The organism is Trinickia sp., assembly GCF_051953955.1.
In the GTDB taxonomy this organism is placed as follows: domain Bacteria; phylum Pseudomonadota; class Gammaproteobacteria; order Burkholderiales; family Burkholderiaceae; genus Trinickia.
This window is the reverse complement of record NZ_JBQCIF010000015.1, coordinates 17,311-36,431: the sequence shown is the minus strand read 5'-3', so window position 1 is coordinate 36,431 and position 19,121 is coordinate 17,311. Positions and strand designations below refer to the sequence as shown.

The window sequence follows — 19,121 nt, the reverse complement described above, 5'->3', positions numbered from 1 at the left end:
AGCCGAAAGGGAAAGAATGCAGTCTGATTTCGGAACGGCACACCCCTAGCGATGTGCGGATCGATCGGACCCAGCGTCCCATCAGAGATCTCAGCTCCGAAATACCGTCTCTCAGGTTCTAGCACGGCCCTCGGAATGGCTAGAACTTCTTTAAGGCGCCACGGCAACGTGGCGCCTTTTTTTTCGTGCGCCCGGCAGGGGCGCACTCATTTTGCACACCAGCGCGAGCCATTGCGCTTGGACGCTCGCGTCGGCGATGCGTTCCGTTGGGCTCGGCGGCAGCTTCGCCGCGCTTCTGCTATCGTCAGCGTCGATCCGGGGCCGGCGCATGTTGCGGGCGGCTCCGATCACATGGACAGCTGACGATGCAGACGATCCTTTCTATCTCAAATCTATCGAAGACCTACGCCTCGGGCTTCCAGGCGCTCAAGCGGGTGAATCTCGAGATCCGGCGCGGCGAAATTTTCGCTTTGCTCGGGCCCAACGGCGCAGGCAAGACGACGCTGATCGGCACCGTCTGCGGTCTCGTCAATCCTACGGAGGGAACGGTGCTCGTGAACGGGCACGACATCATCAAGGACTACCGCCGCGCGCGGGCGATGATCGGTCTCGTGCCGCAGGAATTGACGACGAACGCATTCGAAACGGTTTGGGCAACCGTCGCCTTCAGTCGCGGCCTGTTCGGCAAGCCGACGGATCCCGCGCATTTGGAAAAAGTCTTGCGCGCGCTCTCGCTGTGGGACAAACGCAACAACGCGATCATGACGCTCTCGGGCGGGATGAAGCGGCGCGTGCTGATCGCCAAGGCGCTCGCGCACGAGCCGCAAGTGCTGTTCCTGGACGAGCCGACGGCAGGCGTCGACGTGGAGTTGCGCCGCGACATGTGGGCGTTGATGCGCACGCTCAAGGAGACGGGCGTGACGATCATCCTCACGACGCACTACATCGACGAGGCCGAGGAAATGGCCGATCGCATCGGCATCATCAATCGCGGCGAAATCGTCCTCGTCGAGGAAAAGACGCAGCTTTTGAGGAAGCTGGGCAAGAAGCAATTGACGCTCCAGCTTGCGGAGCCGATCGAGCAGGTGCCGCAGGCATTGAACGGTTACGGGCTCGAGCTGTCCTCCGGCGGTGGTGCGCTCACGTACACCTACGACGATACCCAATCGGAGCGCGCAGGCATCGCGACGCTGCTCAAGGATCTAGAAGACGCACGCGTGCGGTTCAAGGATCTGCAGACGACCCAAAGCTCGCTCGAAGACATCTTCGTCGATCTCGTCAAGGAACGGTCATGAATTTCCATGCAATGCAGGCGATTTACCGCTTCGAAATGGCGCGCACTTGGCGCACGCTGATGCAAAGCGTCATATCGCCCGTCATTTCCACCTCGCTTTACTTCATCGTGTTCGGCGCGGCGATCGGATCGCGCATTCGCGAGATCGACGGCATCAGCTATGGCGCTTTCATCGTGCCGGGGCTCGTCATGTTGTCGCTGCTCACGCAAAGCATCAGCAACGCTTCGTTCGCGATTTATTTTCCGAAATTCACGGGCACGATTTACGAGCTGCTGACGGCGCCCGTGTCGTACTTCGAGCTCGTGCTGAGCTTCGTCGGCGCGGCCGCCACGAAATCGATCGGGCTCGGTCTCATCATCATGGCGACGGCCGCGTTCTTCGTCCCGCTTCGGATCGATCACCCGTTCTGGATGATCGTATTCCTCGTCCTGACGTCGATCACGTTCAGCCTGTTCGGATTCGTGATCGGCATCTGGGCCGACGGCTTCGAAAAGCTCCAGGTGATCCCGCTGCTCATCGTCACGCCGCTGACGTTTCTAGGCGGCAGCTTCTATTCGATCGGCATTTTGCCCCCCGTGTGGCGCACGATCGCGCTGGCGAACCCGGTCGTCTATCTGATCAGCGGTTTCAGATGGAGCTTTTATGGCATCGCCGACGTGCATGTGGGCGTGAGCCTCGGGATGACAGCCGTGTTTCTCGCGATTTTCACTGGCATCGTGGCATGGATTTTCAAAACGGGGTACCGTCTCAAAAATTAACGATGGCTTTGTCATTCTCTAAAAACGCCGACATAATGCGTCAATCTCCGGCGTGAAATTCGCCGGGCTTCCGAACCGCTCCGACCGCGCATGAGACTGACGACCAAAGGCTTGTTGCTGATCGCTATTCCGACGGCGGTCGAGCTCGCGTTGCTCTCCGGGCTCGTGAAGGCACAGAACGACGCCGAGCAGGCCGAGCAATGGGCGCTGCATAGCAAGGACGTTTTGCGGCAAACGAGCGCCATTCTCGAACCGGTGCTGATCGAGTCGGTCCGCATGCGCGGGGCCGTGCTCGAGAACGAGCGCACCTCGTCCACGCCCGTCACGCTCTGGATCGATCTCGATCGCCGGATCGATCACCTCGTCGATCTCGTGGCGGACAACCCCGTTCAAGTCGAGCGAGCCGCGCAGATCCGCCAGACGGTGCAGGCCTACCGGCAGTGGTCGGATCGTGTGCAGGACTTGCTGCGCACGGGCCGGCGAGGCGACGTGCTCGAACGGTTCCGCAATCAGGCCAACGTCGACGTCATCGATCGTTTCCGGGCTCAGCTCACGGCGTTCCAGAACGAAGAGCTGCGCACGGATGCGACGCGCTCGGCGCAAGCGGCCGAGGCGCTCGCCCAACAGCAGCAGCTGACGGCGGCCGTCGTCTTCGGCTCGCTCGCGATGACGGCGCTGGCGGTGTTCCTGTTTACACGCGGCTTGCGCGGGCGGATCGCGCGGCTTTCGGACAACGCGGCGCGGCTCGCCGAGAGCGCGCCGCTCGGGCCGCCCTCGGCCGGTAACGACGAAATTGCGGAGCTCGACGAAATCCTGCACGATACGAGCCGGCGCATGCTCGAATCGCAACGGCTCCAGGCGCGTTTCCAAAGCGATTTGGCGCGACGTGCCGACGAACTCGCCCGAACGAACGAAACGCTGCATCAGCAGACGCAGGAAAACGAGATGTTCATCTACAGCGTGTCGCACGATTTGCGCGCGCCGCTCGTCAACCTGCAGGGTTTTTCGAAGGAACTCACGCATGCGTGCGACGATCTTCGGCAAGCTGTCCGCGCATCGTCGTTCGAGCCCGAGGAGCGCGAACGCATCGAGCGGCTCATCGACGAAGACATCGGCGAGGCGCTGCGCTACCTGCAAAGCGCCGTGCTGCGCGCGGCGCACATCATCGATTCGCTGCTGCGCCTCTCGCGCGTCGGACGCGTGGAGTACCGGCGCCAAGAGGTCGACGTCGCCTCCGTCGTGCGCCACGTGCTCGACGCGATGCAAGCGTCGATCCGAGATTGCCATGCCGAGATCGTCGTCGAGGAACTGCCGCCCGTCTGGGGTGATCCCACGGCGCTCGAGCAGATTTTCGCCAATCTGATCGGCAACGCGATCAACTACCTCGATCCGGAGCGGCCCGGCCGCATCGAGATCGGTGTGTTGCCGGCGCCGCCCGGGGGCGTGCGCTCGCTGCGCATCTTTTATGTCAAGGACAATGGCCTCGGCATTCCCGCCGGTGCCATGCCGCGCCTGTTCAATGCGTTCCAGCGGCTGCACGGCAACATCGCCGCGGGCGAAGGCATCGGGCTCGCGCTCGTGCGCCGGATGGTGGAACGCCATGGCGGGCGCGTGTGGGCCGAGTCGACGGAGGGCGAGGGCACGACGTTTTATCTATCGCTACCGGAGGCGGCCAAACAGGTCGTCGCCGCATAACGAACCGAGGAAGCGAACACAATGCAAACGCCAACAGGGCCCGCGGGCCAGCCCGGCATGGGCCAGTCCCACGTGGGCCAATCGGTCGGCATCATCCTGATCGAAGACGACGACGGGCATGCCACGCTGATCGAGCGCAACTTGAGGCGGGCCGGCTTGACGAATGGCTTCACGCGCTTCGCCGACGGTCAGCAGGCGCTCGACTATTTCTTCAGCGAACCGTCGCAGTTCCTGCGCGAGGAGTTGCCGCCGACGGTGATCCTGCTCGATCTGAAGATGCCGCGCATCGACGGGCTCGAGGTGCTGCGGCGGCTCAAGGCCGACCGGCGCACCGCGTCGCTGCCCGTCATCGTGTTGACGACGACCGATGATCCGCGGGAAATCGAGCGCTGCTACGAGCTCGGCTGCAACGTCTACGTCACCAAGCCCGTCGAGTACGACGCGTTCATCGAGGCCGTGCGGCGCCTCGGCTTCTTCTTGCAGGTAGTCAAGCTGCCAGCCAGCGCTCGATGAGCGCTCACGCGCTGTTCATCGACGACGATGAAGGCTTGTTGCGGCTCGCCTCGCGCTCTCTGACGCGCGCCGGCTACCGCGTGACGGCGTGCGCGGACACCCGATCCGCCCGTCGGGCGATCGATCTCGAACGCCCCGACGTGATCGTCGTCGATTATTCGCTCGGTGGCGCCGAGACCGGGCTCGACTTCCTACGCGCGCTGCGCGCGCAAGAGTTCGTTCTGCCCGCCATCCTCTGCACGGGGTTTGCGGACGAAGCGCGCGTGATCGAGGCGCTGCGCTCGGGCGTCGCGGACGTCGTGCCGAAGAGCGAAGGCTATCTCGAGTACTTGCCCGAAGCGATCGAGCGCGTGTTGCGCGAGCGGCGCATCGAGCGCGAGCTGGCTCGAGCGCAGCGTTCGCAGGAGCGCGAGGCGCATTTTCGAGCGTTGGCCGAGGAGCGCGAGGCACTGCTCGCCGCCGAACGCGCGGCCCGCGCGGAGGCCGAGCGCGCTTCGCGGATGAAGGACGAGTTCGTGGCGACGCTGTCGCACGAGTTGCGCACGCCGCTGAATGCGATCGTCGGTTGGACGCAGTTTCTGCTGCGCGATGCGAGCGTCTCCGAATCGCTGCGCAAGGGGCTCGACGTCATCGACCGCAATGCGCGCGCCCAGACGCGCATGGTCGACGACCTGCTCGACTTCTCGCGCATTCTTGCCGGCAAGCTGCGGCTCGAGACCGAGCGCGTCGATTTGGGAGATGTCGTCGAATATGTGATCCGCTCGGTCGGCCCGGCCGCGCAAGCGAAGGACATCCAGTTCGTCGCATCGCTCGATGCAGCGGGCGCCGTGCTTGGCGATCCGTCGCGCCTGCAGCAGATCGTCTGGAATCTGCTGTCGAACGCCGTCAAGTTCACCGGCCGCGGCGGCCGCGTCGAGGTCACGCTGCAGCGGCGCGAGAACGAAGTCGAGCTGATCGTCGCCGACAACGGGCAAGGCATCAAGCCCGAGTTCCTACCGCACGTTTTCGAGCGCTTCTGCCAGGAGGATGCAGGGATTGCGCGGCACCACGGCGGCTTGGGGCTCGGCCTTTCGATCGCGCGGCAGCTCGTCGAGATGCATGGCGGACAGATCGTCGCGCGCAGCGACGGCACCGGTCGCGGCGCGACGTTCGCGGTGGCGCTGCCGGCGGCGGGTGCCGAGCTCACGCGCGAGCTCGAGAGCGGCGCGATCGAGCTCGATGCGCCGCCCGCCTTGGCGGGCCTGCGTGTCCTAGTGCTGGAAGACGAGCCCGATGCGCGCGAGCTCGTCGAGCGGGTGTTGCAAGAGCGCGGTGCGGCGACGCTTGCATTTGCTTCCGCGCTCGAGGCTTTGGACGCCTGCACGGCGCAGGCGCCCGACGTCATCGTCAGCGACATCGGCTTGCCCGGCATCGACGGCTATGAGTTCATCCGACGCTTGCGCACGTCGGAAGGGCAGCGCGGGCGCAACACGCCGGCCGCGGCATTGACGGCCTTTGCTCGCAGCGAAGACCGGCGCCGCGCGCTGCTTGCCGGCTTCCAAACGCATGTGGCGAAGCCGGTCGATCCGCTCGAGCTCGTCGTCGTCGTGGCCGCGCTGGCGGGGCGAACGACATCGTTCGTCAGCGATGCCTAAAGCTCGATGCGCGTGCCTAGCAAGACGAGGAATTGGCGCAGCCACTCGGGGTGGGCCGGCCAGGCGGGCGCCGTGACGAACGGCGCGTCGGTGACCGCGGCGTCGACTGGAATGTCGGCATATTCGCCGCCGGCGAGCCGAACCTCGGGCGCGCAGGCCGGATAGGCCGAGATGCGCTTGCCGCGAATCACGTCGGCGGCGGCCAGCAGTTGCGCCGCGTGGCAGATGGCGGCGATCGGCTTGCCCTGTTGCGCGAAATGGCGCACGAGCTCGATCACCTTCGGATCGAGGCGCAGATACTCGGGCGCCCTGCCGCCGGCGATCGCCAGTGCGTCATACCCGACGGCGTCGATTTCGTCGAAGGAAGCATTCAGCGCGAATTGATGGCCCGGCTTTTCGGTATAGGTTTGGTCGCCTTCGAAATCGTGAATCGCCGTTTTCACCTTCTGGCCGGCCCGCTTGCCGGGGCAGACGGCGTCGACCGTGTGCCCGACCGCCTGCAGTGCCTGGAACGGCACCATCGTTTCGTAGTCTTCTGCGAAATCACCGGTCAAAAACAGAATCTTCTTCGCGGCCATGGCCTTTCTCCTTCGCAACGTGAGGGGATAGACGACTCTTGGGACGAACGGGAAAGTGTACTCCTTGCGGACGATAGGGATGCGAATGGCATCGCTTCGCCGTGTGAACGCTGAGGCGGCCGTGCTGATTTCGATCGGGCTTGCGCTCTGCATGAAATGTAATTACACTGGTTACAGTTTTGAGTTCTGCCCCTTGCGATGAATACGAGCAGCCGTTTCGCCTATGCCGTTCATATCCTGGCGCTGCTTTCGTTGCAGCAGGGCGTGCCGTTGTCGTCGGATATCATCGCCGGCAGCGTCAACACGAATCCGGCGTTGATCCGTCGCTTGTTGTCGATGCTGGCGCAGGCGGGGCTCACCACGTCGCAGTTGGGCGCGGGCGGCGGGGCGCTGCTGGCGCGCGAGCCTGACACGATTCGGCTCGTCGATGTTTATCGCGCGGTGGACGAGGCTCGCCTGTTTGGCCTGCATCGCGAGGCGCCGAATCCGGCGTGCATGGTGGGCCGGCACATCCAGCAGGTGCTCGAGGGCATCGTGGACGACGCGCAACGGGCCATGGAGGCATCGCTCGGCGCGCGCACGCTGGCGGACGTCACGGCCGGCGTCATCGAGGCCGAGAACGCGGCAGGCACGGGGCGGTAGCTGCGCGGCGAAAGCGCTTTGCGTGGGCGCGCGAGGGCGTTGTGGTAAAGGGTAGGCAGAGCGGGTCGAGAGCAGGTCGTGGTGTTCGTGAGAGGGTTGCCTCTCTTTTTTCGGTTCTTAAGTGTAACTATCTAGGTTACACATTAACTCGATGGGAGTCTTGATATGGAACGACGCTTGAAAATCGCACTCTTCGGTGCAACGGGGATGATCGGATCGCGGATCGCGGCGGAAGCGCTTGCGCGCGGTCACGAAGTGACGGCGATCGCTCGGCGCCCGAGGCCGGTGGATGGCTTGCCACAGTTGAAGGTCGTCGCCGGCGATCTGTTCGATGCGCAGGCGAGCGCGGCGCTCGTGGCCGGCTTCGACGTGATCGCCAGCGCCTACGGGCCGTCGCAAGAGGACCCGTCGAAAGTCATCGAGGCCACGCGCTCGCTCGTCGCGATCGCGCGGGAGGCGGGCATCAAGCGGCTCGTGGCCGTCGGGGGGGCCGGCTCGCTCGAAGTGGCGCCCGGCAAACAACTCGTGGATACGGAAGGATTTCCCGCAGCCTACAAGGCGGTTGCGCTCGCGCATCGGGAGGCCCTGGGCGTGTACCGAACGGTTGCCGACGTCGACTGGACGTTCTTCTCGCCGGCCGCGATGATCGCACCGGGAACGAAGACCGGCACGTTCCGCACGGGTGCCGACGCGCTGATCGTCGATGCCGAGGGCAACAGCAAGATCTCGGCCGAGGACTATGCCGTGGCGTTCGTCGACGAGATCGAGCAAGGCCGTTTCATCCGCCGCCTCGCGACCGTCGCGTATTGAACGTCGGCCATCGATTGTCGAATTCTCGATTTTCGCTTTTCGATGGCGGATCTTCCCTATAATTCCACGATGGCGCTCACGCGTAGAAAAAAATGCTATCTAGGAATTGAAATGGGAATGGATGCCATCGATCGCAAATTGGTCGAACTGCTGCAGGCCGATGCGACGCTGCCGATTGCCGAACTCGCGAGCCGCGTCAATCTTTCGCAGACGCCGTGCTGGAAGCGCGTGCAGCGGCTCAAGGAAGAAGGCGTCATCCGCGCGCAAGTGGCGTTGTGCGACGCGCGCAAGCTCGGGGTCGGCACGACCGTGTTCGTGGCCGTGCGCACGAACCAGCATACGGAGGAGTGGGCGCGCCAGTTCGTGCAGGTCGTGCGCGATATCCCGGAGGTGGTGGAAACGTATCGGATGAGCGGCGAGATCGACTATCTGCTGCGGATCGTCGCTTCCGACATCGAAGACTACGATCGCGTCTACAAGCAGTTGATCCGGGCCGTGCCGCTATTCGATGTGAGTTCGAGCTTCGCGATGGAGCAGATCAAGTACTCTACGGCGCTGCCGGTGCGGCCCTAGCGTTAGCGGGCGCTGTTCTCGCTCAGGGCGCGTTTTCCTGACTAGCTGACGAGCTTGAGCAGGCCGACGATGAGGCCCGTCATGGCGAACATCGTGCCGATGTACCACTTGACGAGCTCGGCCTTCGTTGCGACGAGCTTGGCCTCTACACTGGCGTCCAGCACTGCCACGTCTCGTTTCGTCGCGATCTGGTCGTGGATGATCTCGCGCATGGCGTGCGCTTGCCCCTTGGCCTGCTCGGGTGTAAAGCCAGCTGCCTGGAGTTTTTCTGCGTAGGAGAGAGTGTCGAAAACGATAGCGGACATAGGGTGTCGATGAAGGTCGTCGATGCGAGGCATCATAGCTCCGCCCGAGAACAAATGCAGCATCATGGCCGATCGGCAGATAAAACGTGCATGTTCCGCCATCACCCCCTCACCCATCTCGATATTGGCGGGCGCCCCATCCGTTTTCAATCGCGCCAATGCGCGTAGAATGCGCGCTTTCGTCTCATTTTTTTTGCTCGGCGGTTCGTCCTTCGCACCGCAGGCCTTCCCTCCATGAACGATCCGCGCCATTCGAAATCATTGAACCCGACGACACGCGTCGCCATCCTCATCGTCGTCGTCGTGCTGATCGTGATCGCGACGTTCGTCTTCAACGCGATCAAGGGCAAGCGAGAGTACGACGAACAAAACGCGGCCGCGCAGCCGGCGGCATCGGCCGTGGCGGCGAGCGGTGTTGCCGCCGCTAGCGCGAGCGGCGCGTCGCAGTAAGCCGGGCGGTGCGGCGCGAACGCGCGCATTGCTTTTCCCGCGCGGGCACTCAGGCGTCGGGCAGGTGGATCGCCCCCGCGTCCTTTCGAATCAGAAACGAGGCGGCCAGCATCTGCTTGCATTGCAGCGCGAGCAGCTTCAGTTCGCCAACGGATTCGGACGGCTGCGTGCCGGTCCGCTCGGCCTCGACCACCATCGCATCGAGTTCGCGCGTGAGTTGCTTCGTCGCTTCCGCTTGATCGACGAGCGCCGTTTCGCCCGTTTGCGCCAGCGTCAAATTCTCCCGCACCGCCGATAGCGCGCGCTGCAGCGCCGGGGCACCCTCGGGCTCGCGCTGCGCCGCGCCGCGCAGCAGCGGTGCGGCCGCCGTGATATGCGCGGTCAGCACGTGGGTTTGCACGAGCAGGTCGTTCAGTTCCGCCACGAACCGCTGTTGCGCCTTCGGTTCGAGCATCATGCGCCGAAACGCCTGCGCCAGATTCGCGAACGCGATATGGACGTTCTTGCGAGCGAGGCGATAGCGGAAATCGCGATCGCCTGCGCCGGGCGGTTCCGCGCGCGCACCGTTAGGCCGTTCCTCGGCTGCCCCATCGGCGGCACCTCTGCCTGCGCGCGGCGCGTTCCCCCACCACCAGGCGCTCTCGAGATACTGTCGCGTGGCGGCCAGCATTTCCATGACGAGCTTGCCCATGAGCCGGTATTCCCAGTACGGGAACAGATGACTCGCCGCGATGGCAAGCGCGCAGCCGATGACCGTATCGATCGCTCGCTCGCCGATGATCCGCATGCCGCCCGGCGCGAGCAGATGAAACAGCAGCAGCACATACGACGACGTGAAGACGACGCTCGCCGCGTAGTTGAACAGCAGCAGGCTGTAGCTCATCACCATCGAGGCGAACATGAAGACGAGCAGCACGACCGGCGACTTCACGAAGCCGATCAACGCCAGGCTCGCCGCGCAGCCGATCGCCGTGCCGATGATCCGCTGCGTGTTGCGCTGCTTCGTCAGCGAGTAGCCTGGCTTCATGATGATGAGTGTCGTCATCACGATCCAATAAGCATTCGTCAGCGGCAGCAGGCGCCCGAGCCAAAACCCGACGCCGACGGCGATCGTCACGCGCAGCGCGTGGCGGAAGCTCGGCGAGGCCATCGATAGATTCGAAAAAATCTGCCGCAACGGGACGCGCCGGGTCGATAGGAACCGCATCAGCGTGTGGTCGATGCGCACTTCGGTCTGCACGCTCGACGCTTCGCCGCCCACGCTCTTCTTCATTTTGTCGATGAGCCGGACGGCGCTCCAGATGCGCCGGAACGTGGCCGATGCGGCTGCATAGGCTTCGGCGCCGCGCTCCGGCAGGCCTTGCTTGCGCATGAGCTCGATCTCGTACTCGATCGCGCGCATTTCCGCCTTCACGTTCACGCGCGAATCGGGGCGGCGATTCTGCAACACCGCTAGGCCGATCTCCTCCAGATCGCTCGCCGCTTTGCGGATCAGATCGCGGAAGAACAGCATCAGATCGGCATTGCCGAACGTCGCGCGCATGAGCGGATAGTCGGTGTGCGCGCCGACGAACAGTTCATGCAGGTCGACGGTGTTGATGAACAGATTGAACAGCGTGACGCGCTGCGCATCGAGCTTGCCGCGCCTGAGCTTCGGCAGGTTGCGCAGAACGATGGCGCGCGCGGCATCCTGCATTTCGACGGCCGCCGTCTGTTTTTCGACGAGCCGGCTGTAGCACTCGTCGAGATTCGCGTCCACGTCGTAAAAATCTGCCCGTGCAAGCAGGTAGTCGGCGCAGGCGAATACGTTCTCCGCGAGCGCCTGCTTCTCCATTCGGTGCGCCTGCCATTGCGAGATCAGCGTCGCCCAATAGGTGTACCAGAGCCCACCCAGCAGGATCCAACTCGCGTTGATCAGCGCCCGCAGCGGCGTGAAGTGGTCCTCGAGCGTCATCACCATCATGAACAGCGTCGCGAAGCTGATTTGCGGCCAGCGGTTGCCGTAGACGACCGTGAGCGATAGCGCGAACGTCAGTGCGACGACGGTGGCCCATAGCGCGATGGTGTTGAACGTGGCGAGCCCCGTCGCGAGCGCGGAGACGAAGCCGAGGACGCTGCATATGAGCATCTCGTTGTGCTTGTATTTGAGCGGGCCCGGCATATCGACGACGCAGGCGCCGAGCGCACCGGTCGCGATCGTGAAGCCTAGGTCCGCCTTGTGGAACACGACGAGGCATAGGACGGCCGGCAGCGAAACGCCGATGGCGGCGCGCAGCCCACCGAAAAAATATTGACCGTACAGAAATTTTTCTATTTCTATCGAGTAGCGCATCGATCTCGAGGCGGGCAGCGGAAGGAGGCCGGATGGGGTTCGCGAGGAGTCTATCGCATTTCATGCCCGGCGGGCATGGCCCGCCCGGGCCCGCGCCTTGCGGGGCGCGCACGGTCCGGCTGGGAAGCGGGTGCGGCGTCCCGCGCCTTTGCTATGCTGACGTTTTTCATGGCTCGCCGCCGCGTGGGTGTCAGGCGCGGGCCCAACCCGAACGGTTCATGCTCCAGCTCTTCTATTCGAATCGGTACGAAACGCTCGTGCAAGCGCTCGTCGACGATCTCGCCGCCATGCCCACCGATCCGTGGACGAGCGAGCAGATCGTCGTGCCCAGCGCGGCGGTGCGCCGCCGGCTCGAGCTCGAGTTGGCCGCGCGCCGCGGCATCTGTGCGAACGTCGATTTCAGCTACCTCGCGCAGTGGCTCTGGACGCAGATCGGCGGCGTCATCGACGTGCCCGCGCATTCCCCGCTCGGCGCCGAGCGGCTCGCATGGCGCTGCTATCGGCTGTTCGCGCAAGGTGCACAAGAAGCTGGCCGAGATCGAGCGCCCGAGCCGGGCGCCTGGCTGGCTTCGCCGCGGCTGCGCAGCTACCTCGCGGCAGCCGATGCGCCGATGCGCTACGAACTCGCGAGCCGCGTGGCGACGGTCTTCGACCACTATCTGACCTACCGCCCCGAATGGCTCGCGCGATGGCAGCGCGGGCAGTCGATCTTCGAGCCCGGCCCGGGCGGTGTGCCGCCGTCGAAAATCGCCGTTGCGACGGTGGCCGCGCGCGAAGACGAGCGCTGGCAGTCGGCGCTGTGGCGTGCGGTGCTCGCCGAGTTGGCCGAGGCCGGCGGTACCGCCGATGCATCCCCGCCCGCTCACCGCTTTTTGCAGCTCGTGCGCACGCTCGATCTCGATGCCGTGATGCGCGCACGTTGGCCGCAGTCCGTCAGCGTATTCGCGTTGCCGACGATCGCCCCGCTCCATATCGCGCTGCTGCGCGAGCTCTCGCGCTGGATCGACGTGCGGCTTTACGTGATGAACCCGTGCCGGCAGTTTTGGTTCGACATCGTCACGGAGAAAACCGCGCTCGCGCTCGAGGCGGCCGACGCGCTCGATTTTCACGAGGTCGGTCACCCGCTGCTCGCGGAGTGGGGGCGGCAAACGCAGGCGCAGTTGCACCTGCTGCACGAATTGACCGAAGGCGCGGCGGCGGGCGAGGCGACGCGCTTCGCCGAGAACGAGGCGTCGAACTGGCTCGCCCGCGTGCAGAACGCCATGCTCGACCTGGCGCCGGAGGTACCTGGCGACGATGCCGATGCCGGCGGGGAGGCTGCGGCGTTCCCCCGTGAACGGGGCACGGCACGGGGTATCGAAGTTCACGTCTGCCATAGCTTGTCGCGCCAGCTCGAAGTGCTGCATGACCGGCTGTTCGGATGGTTCGACGATGCGCGCATGGAGAGCGGCGACGCACTGCCGGGGCTGCGGCCGTCCGATGTGCTCGTAGTCTGCCCCGACCTTGCCGCCGCCGCGCCGCTGATCGACGCCGTCTTCGGCACGACGCAAGGCGACGAGCGCGGCCGCATTCCCTATCGGATCACGGGACTGCCGCCGTCGCAGGCCAATCCGATCGCCCGCGTGCTGCTCGATTGGCTCGCGCTCGCCGATCGCGGCGTATCGGCGCCCGAGCTCGTCGAATGGCTGCGCGTCGATGCGGTAGCCGCGCGCTATGGCATCGACGCCGTCGCGCTCGATACCGTGCAAGGATGGCTGGCCGCGGCCGGCGCGCGGCGCGGGCTCGCAAGCGAGTCCCCGGCGGGCGGCGACGAGCGCGCAGCGCACGCCGTGACCGGCGCGCGTCACACGTTCGCCGATGCACTGACGCGGCTCTTTCTAGGCTACGCGATGCCCGACGGCGGCGAGCCCGTCGATGCGTGGTTGCCCATTTCGGGCGCACGCGGCGCCGATGCGGAATTGCTCGGGCGCCTCGCGCGCTTCGTCGACGATCTGTACGGCTTCGTGCGGCGCTCGCGCGAGGCGCTCGATTGCGACGAGTGGGGCGCGCTCTTGGCCGATGCGCTCGCGCGCTTGTTCGATGCGGCGCCGCCTTTCGCCGACGCGCTGGCGAACGTGCGCGACGCGGTCGAGAAGGCGCTCGAGGCCATGCGCGACGGTGCCCGCGAAGAGCGGGCACCGGCTGCGGTCGTGCGCGCGGCGCTGACGGTCGCGCTCGACGATGCGGCGCACGGCGGCGTGCCGTGGGGCGGCGTGACGTTCTCGTCGCTCACGAGCCTGCGCGGCCTGCCGTACCGCGCGATCTGCTTGGTCGGCATGGATGACGGCGTCTTGCCGAGCCTTGCACGCGCCGACGAATTCGATTTGATGGCGGCATTTCCGCAACTTGGCGACCGCGCGCGCCGGGCCGACGAGCGCAATCTGTTCCTCGACCTGCTGCTTGCGGCGCGCGAGCGCTTCTTCATCAGCTACACCGGGCGCAGCATCCGTGACAATGCGCCGTTGCCGCCTGCCTCGCTCGTCGACGAATTGCTCGATCACCTGGCCCGCGCGAAGGCGGGCGAGTATGCTGCGCCGGCCGAGCTCGAGGCGGCGCGTGCCTCGTTCATCGTCGAGCATCCGCTCCAGCCGTTTTCGGCGGCGTACTTCGACGGTACGCGATCGCTGTTCTCCTATGACCCCGAGCGCGCTCGCCTGGCCGCACGATTGGCCGCCGACGGCGAGCCGGTCGTGGCGCCATTCTTCGCCGCGCCGTTGCCGCCCGAAGCAGCGCAGCCCATTTCGTTCGCCGATTTCCAACGCTTTTGGCAGCACCCGGCGCGCGCGCTGCTGAGGGAGCGGCTTGGCGTGGTGCTCGAAAAGACGCAAGGCGAACTGCTCGAGATCGAGCCGTTCGAGCTCGACTACGCGGGTCGCGACGCGCTCGCCGATCGACTGCTGCCGCGGCTCATCGATCGCGACGACGAAACGGTGCGCACACGCGCCTGGCGCATCGCACAGACGAGCCCGGAGCTGCCGGCGGGGGCGACCGGCGATGTGCTCAAGCGGCGCGAACTCGGCGCGTTGGCTCGTCTGGCCACGGAGGTGCGCACCGCGCTGGCGGGCGGCGTGGCGCGCTTGCCGTTCACGCTGCACGTGCCGCCACGCTGGCCGGATACCGATGGCGTCGCGCTGTTCGGCGCGCACGACGCGGCCCTTCGCGAAGCGCTGCGCGATGCAGCCCTTGTGCCGTTGCAAGGCACGCTGAACCGTGTGACCGATGCAGGGCAAGTGCTCTACCGTTATGCGAGCCCGAACCCGCGCGAATATCTGAGCGCCTGGCTGGCTCATCTCGTCTATTGCGCCGCGCAGCCCGACGGGCCGTGCCGCACCGTCTGGCATGGCGCATCCGAGCGTTTCGCGTTCTCGCGCGTCGAGGCGCCGCTTGACCACCTTGCTCCGCTCGTTGCGCTCTTCGTCGCGGGCCGCCGGCTGCCGTTACGGTTTTTTCCGCGCAGCGCGTGGGCCAAGGCGAACGGCGGCGATGCCGAAGCGCTCGGCGTATGGATCAGCGACCGCGTGCGCGGTGAATCGGATGACCCCGCATTGACGATTGCCTGGCGCGGCCTCGACCTGACGCTCGACGAACCGTTCGGCGCGCTTTCGCGCATCGTCTTCGAGCCGTTGCTCGCGCATTTGACTCATTCGACGGGAGCCGACGCATGAGCGAGCACGATCGAAGAACGGCCGACGCCATGCCGCCGCAGCCGCTCGACGTCTTCACCTGTGCGCTTGCGGGCGTCAATCAGATCGAAGCTTCGGCCGGCACGGGTAAGACCTGGAACATCTGTGCGCTCTATGTGCGCTTGCTGCTCGAACGCGATCTGAACGCGGATCAGATTCTCGTCGTCACGTTCACGAAAGCCGCCACGGCCGAGCTCCACGAGCGGATCCGCGGGCGGCTGGCCGAACTCGCCCGCGCGATCGAGATCGGCGATGACGGCGGCGACCCTTTCGTCGCGCAATTGCTCGAGATGACGCTCGGCCCCGGCGGGATCGATGGCGAGTTGGCCGGCAGGCGTATCCGGCGCGCGCTCTCCACGTTCGATCAGGCGGCGATACACACGATCCACGCGTTTTGCCAGCGTGCGTTGCAAGAGGCGCCATTCGCCGCCGCCATGCCGTTCGCGTTCGACATGGAGGCCGACGACGCATCGCTGCGCTTCGAATTGGCCGCGCAGTTTTGGCGCGAGCGCGTGGAGCCCGTCGCGGCCGCCTATCCGGCGTTTGCGGCGTGGCTCGTCGCGCGCGCTGCGAGCCCGCTCGAGCTCGATGCGCAGCTTGCGCGGCGCCTCAAGAAACCGCTTGCGCAATTGCGCTGGGGCACGTCAGGTACGACACCGCCCGCCGTGGAGTCGCAAGGAGAAGACGATGCGAGGGCCCGTTTCGATGAGGCTCGTGCGCTTTGGCATGCCGAGCGCGAGTCGATCGAGCGTTTGCTCGACGAGGCGCAGGCTGCGCTGAAGCAGACGACGCACAAGCGCGAAGCCGTGCGCGCGGCGCTCGATGCATGGGAGCGGTACTTTGCCGAAGGCGATTGCCACGCCGTGCCGGCACGCGAGGCGTTGAAGCTGAGCGCGAGCGCGCTCGCGAAAGCAACCAAAGTCAAATTCGTGCCGCCCGAGCATCCGTTCTTCACGCTGGCCGACACGCTTGCCGCGGCGGCCGAGGCCGCGCAAGCCGCGCACCGGATGCGTTGGCTCGCGCTGCTTGCGCTGTGGCTCGACGAGGCGCCGCAGGCCCTTGCAGCGATGAAGCGAACGCGCCGGCTCGCATCGTTCGACGATTTGCTCTCGAACCTGCACGGCGCACTGGCCGCACATCCCTGGCTGGCCGAGACGCTGCGAGCGAGATATCCCGCGGCGCTCATCGACGAATTCCAAGACACGGATCCGCTGCAGTTCGCGATCTTCGAGCGCATCTTCGCGGGGCCGGGCAGCGACGGCGAGCCGGGGCCGCTGTTCCTCGTCGGCGATCCCAAGCAGGCGATCTACAGCTTCCGTGCGGCCGATCTGCATACCTATCTGGCTGCACGCCATGCGGCCACGGCGCGTTACACGCTCGCCGTCAACCAGCGTTCGACGGCACCGCTCGTTGCGGCCTGTAATCGCATCTTCAGTGCGAACCCGCGCGCATTCGTGCTCGATGGGCTCGACTACATGCCCGTGCAAGCCGCCGCGCGATCGCGCGCACCGTTGATCGACGACGCCGATCCCGCAAGCGGACAGGGAGAGGATGGCGCGTTGCGCGTTTGGATGTTGCCTTCGGGCGAGGCGACGCTGATCAAGCGCGAGGCGCACAGGCAAGCCGCCGAAGCCTGTGCGCAAGAGATCGTGCGCCTGCTGCGCGGCGCGCGCGAGGGCAGCGTGGCGCTCGGCCGCGAACCGCTGGCGCCGGCCGACGTCGCCGTGCTCGTGCGCACGCACAAGCAGGGCAGCCTCATGAAACGCGTCCTTGCCGCCTGGGGTGTAGGCAGCGTCGAACTTGCGCAATCGTCGGTATTCGCCACGCTCGATGCGGAGCAGCTGGAGCGCGTCCTGGCGGCCGTCGACGCGCCCGGCGACTTGCGGCGCCTCAGGGCAGCGCTGGCGGCCGATTGGTTCGGGCTCGATGCGCATGCGCTCGCGCGGCTCGCGCAACTGGCGGATGCCCCCGCGCTCGCGCATGCCGACGAAGCGACGGCATGGGTCGAGCGATTCGCGCGCTATCGATCGCTATGGCTCGATCGGGGCTTCGCGACGATGTGGCGAACGCTGATGCGCGAGCTGCGCATCGGCGAGCGGCTCATCGCGGGGCAAGAGGGCGAGCGTCGGCTCACCGACGTCAACCATCTGGCGGAACTGGCCCAGGCGCGCGCGGCCGTGCATCCCGGCATCGCGCCGACCTTGCGCTGGCTCGCGGCCGAGCGTGCGCGCGGCGGCGGCGAGGACGCCCAGTTGCGTCTGGAGTCGGACCGCGATCTCGTGCAGATCGTCACCGTCCACAAGTCGAAGGGGCTCGAATATGCGATCGTCTTCTGTCCGTTTCTCGGCGATGGGGCGCGCATGGCCGGCATCAACACGGGCTTGCCCGATGCCAGCGAGTATCACGAAGATGCGCGAGCGGGCGCGCGCGCCGTGCTCCACTACGGTTGCGAAGGCCTCGATGCCGAGCGTGCGGCGGCTGAAGCCGCGCGCGATGAAGCGGCCGAGCGTGCCCGGCTCGTCTACGTAGCGCTGACGCGGGCCGTGCATCGCTGCTATTTGGTTGCCGGTGCCTACCTTTCGTCGCGCTCGACCAAAGAATCGCGCCGCAGCGTGCTCAATTGGCTCGTGGCGGGCGATGACCGTCCGTTCGAAGCCTGGGCCGACGATCCGCCCGGCGACGACTCGATAGAGGCAGCGTGGGCTGCTCTGGCCGACGACGCGATTACGCTCGCGCCGCTGCCGGCACCGGCTAGACGTGCCCCGCTCGCGCGCGAGTCCGCGCCCGGACGCGCGCTGACGGCGCGCGCCCTGCAGCGAACGCTGACCGAAAGCTGGCGCATCGCGAGCTTCAGCTCGCTCGCGGCTGCCGGCGCGCGTCACGCGAGCGAGACCATCGACGAGGAGCCGCGACCCGATCACGATGCGCTCGCCGCCGCGCAAGAGGCGCAGGAAGCGCGCGCGCCCGAGGAGCCCGCCTGGTTGCCGGCGCCCGCGCAGAGGGCACCGACACCGGCGGAACTGCTCGCGGCAGAGGACATCCTGGCGTTTCCTCGCGGCGCGGCGGCCGGCGAATGTCTGCATCGCATGTTCGAGCTGGCGGACTTCTCCGAGTCCGCGACGTGGCCGGCGGCCATTGAGCGGGCGCTGCTCGAGCGGCCCGTCGCCACCGATGCCGAGACGGCAGTGCGCCTGCCCGCGATGATGGCGCGGCTGATGGCAGACGTGACGGCGACCGAATTCGCTCCCGGTGTGACGCTCGCGGCGCTCGATCCCACGCGCAGGCTGACCGAGTGGCCGTTCCTGTTCGCCTCGCCGGCGCTCGAATTGTCTGCCTTGCGTAGCTTGCTCGCGCGGCACGGGTATCCCGACGTGGCGCTGGAGGCCGGGATGCTCGCCGGCTACGTGAAGGGGTTCGTCGACATGGTGGTGGAGCACGAGGGCCGGTTTTGGATCATCGATTGGAAGTCGAATCATCTCGGTGCAAGCCCAGCGGACTATGGCGCATCGGCGCTCGAAGCCGCGATGGCGCACCATGCGTACCATCTGCAGGCGCTGCTTTACATCGTCGCGCTGCATCGCTATTTGAAGATGCGCTGGCCGCGCTACGACTACGATACCCACATGGGCGGTTACAGCTATTTGTTCGTGCGCGGCGTGCGGCCGCACTGGCGCGACGGGGCGCTGCCGGCCGGCGTGCACGCGCGCCGGCCGGCACGCGAGTTGATCGAGGCGCTCGATGCACTGATGAGCGGCGGGCGGACATCATGACGGCTGAACCTTTCCTTCACTCTTCTCTCGGCTGGCCGGCATGA

14 protein-coding genes are annotated in these 19,121 nt (G+C 66.0%); 11 read left to right on the top strand and 3 right to left on the bottom strand.

Annotated features, from left to right (window positions below):
- Positions 1–365: 365 nt before the first annotated feature.
- The 5 genes from ACTHNZ_RS02450 to ACTHNZ_RS02430 all read left to right on the top strand — a co-directional run bounded on the left by ACTHNZ_RS02450 (position 366) and on the right by ACTHNZ_RS02430 (position 5,895).
- Positions 366–1,295: an ABC transporter ATP-binding protein gene (locus ACTHNZ_RS02450; RefSeq protein WP_440540898.1), complete on the top strand. Its 930-nt coding sequence runs from the start codon at positions 366–368 to the stop codon at positions 1,293–1,295.
- The gene (locus tag ACTHNZ_RS02445; protein ID WP_440540897.1) at positions 1,292–2,053 is read left to right on the top strand and encodes an ABC transporter permease; all 762 of its coding nucleotides are present in this window, start codon (positions 1,292–1,294) and stop codon (positions 2,051–2,053) included. Before ACTHNZ_RS02450 ends, ACTHNZ_RS02445 begins: the two co-directional genes overlap by 4 nt.
- Positions 2,054–2,143: 90 nt before the next feature.
- Positions 2,144–3,748, top strand: coding sequence for a sensor histidine kinase (locus ACTHNZ_RS02440; RefSeq protein WP_440540896.1), 1,605 nt, complete (start codon positions 2,144–2,146; stop codon positions 3,746–3,748).
- A 21-nt stretch (positions 3,749–3,769) separates the two neighbouring features.
- A complete protein-coding gene (locus ACTHNZ_RS02435; protein ID WP_440540895.1) occupies positions 3,770–4,261 on the top strand; it encodes a response regulator in 492 nt (163 codons plus the stop codon).
- The gene (locus tag ACTHNZ_RS02430) at positions 4,258–5,895 is read left to right on the top strand and encodes a response regulator (RefSeq protein ID WP_440540894.1); all 1,638 of its coding nucleotides are present in this window, start codon (positions 4,258–4,260) and stop codon (positions 5,893–5,895) included. Before ACTHNZ_RS02435 ends, ACTHNZ_RS02430 begins: the two co-directional genes overlap by 4 nt.
- On the opposite strand, the gene ACTHNZ_RS02425 is transcribed toward ACTHNZ_RS02430, so the two are convergent.
- Entirely contained in the window at positions 5,892–6,473 is a 582-nt protein-coding gene (locus tag ACTHNZ_RS02425; protein WP_440540893.1) for a DJ-1/PfpI family protein, read from the bottom strand. The two genes, ACTHNZ_RS02430 and ACTHNZ_RS02425, sit on opposite strands and share 4 nt — an antisense overlap.
- 198 nt (positions 6,474–6,671) lie before the next feature.
- Between ACTHNZ_RS02425 and ACTHNZ_RS02420 the strand changes: the two genes are divergently transcribed.
- From ACTHNZ_RS02420 to ACTHNZ_RS02410, 3 genes are all read left to right on the top strand, one after another.
- Complete coding sequence (locus ACTHNZ_RS02420) at positions 6,672–7,115, top strand: Rrf2 family transcriptional regulator (RefSeq protein WP_440540892.1); 444 nt, start codon at positions 6,672–6,674, stop codon at positions 7,113–7,115.
- Between the two features lie 165 nt (positions 7,116–7,280).
- A complete protein-coding gene (locus ACTHNZ_RS02415; RefSeq protein ID WP_440540891.1) occupies positions 7,281–7,925 on the top strand; it encodes an NAD(P)-dependent oxidoreductase in 645 nt (214 codons plus the stop codon).
- A gap of 117 nt (positions 7,926–8,042) precedes the next feature.
- On the top strand, positions 8,043–8,498 hold the full coding sequence (locus ACTHNZ_RS02410) for an Lrp/AsnC family transcriptional regulator (RefSeq protein WP_440540890.1): 456 nt from the start codon (positions 8,043–8,045) through the stop codon (positions 8,496–8,498).
- Positions 8,499–8,539: 41 nt separating this feature from the next.
- Here the strand turns inward: ACTHNZ_RS02410 and ACTHNZ_RS02405 are convergent, their stop codons facing one another.
- Entirely contained in the window at positions 8,540–9,055 is a 516-nt protein-coding gene (locus tag ACTHNZ_RS02405; RefSeq protein WP_440540889.1) for a hypothetical protein, read from the bottom strand.
- Between ACTHNZ_RS02405 and ACTHNZ_RS02400 the strand changes: the two genes are divergently transcribed.
- Complete coding sequence (locus tag ACTHNZ_RS02400) at positions 9,038–9,253, top strand: hypothetical protein (protein ID WP_440540888.1); 216 nt, start codon at positions 9,038–9,040, stop codon at positions 9,251–9,253. The genes ACTHNZ_RS02405 and ACTHNZ_RS02400 overlap by 18 nt on opposite strands.
- A gap of 49 nt (positions 9,254–9,302) precedes the next feature.
- On the opposite strand, the gene ACTHNZ_RS02395 is transcribed toward ACTHNZ_RS02400, so the two are convergent.
- Positions 9,303–11,585, bottom strand: a complete 2,283-nt coding sequence (locus ACTHNZ_RS02395) for an FUSC family protein (RefSeq protein WP_440540887.1) — start codon at positions 11,583–11,585, stop codon at positions 9,303–9,305.
- 218 nt (positions 11,586–11,803) lie between these two features.
- On the opposite strand from ACTHNZ_RS02395, the gene recC reads away from it, so the two are divergent.
- Both recC and recB read left to right on the top strand, forming a co-directional pair.
- Positions 11,804–15,289, top strand: a complete 3,486-nt coding sequence (gene recC / locus ACTHNZ_RS02390; RefSeq protein ID WP_440540886.1) for an exodeoxyribonuclease V subunit gamma — start codon at positions 11,804–11,806, stop codon at positions 15,287–15,289.
- Positions 15,286–19,077: an exodeoxyribonuclease V subunit beta gene (recB, locus tag ACTHNZ_RS02385; protein WP_440540885.1), complete on the top strand. Its 3,792-nt coding sequence runs from the start codon at positions 15,286–15,288 to the stop codon at positions 19,075–19,077. The genes recC and recB overlap by 4 nt, the downstream gene beginning before the upstream one ends.
- The last annotated feature ends 44 nt before the right edge of the window (positions 19,078–19,121 follow it).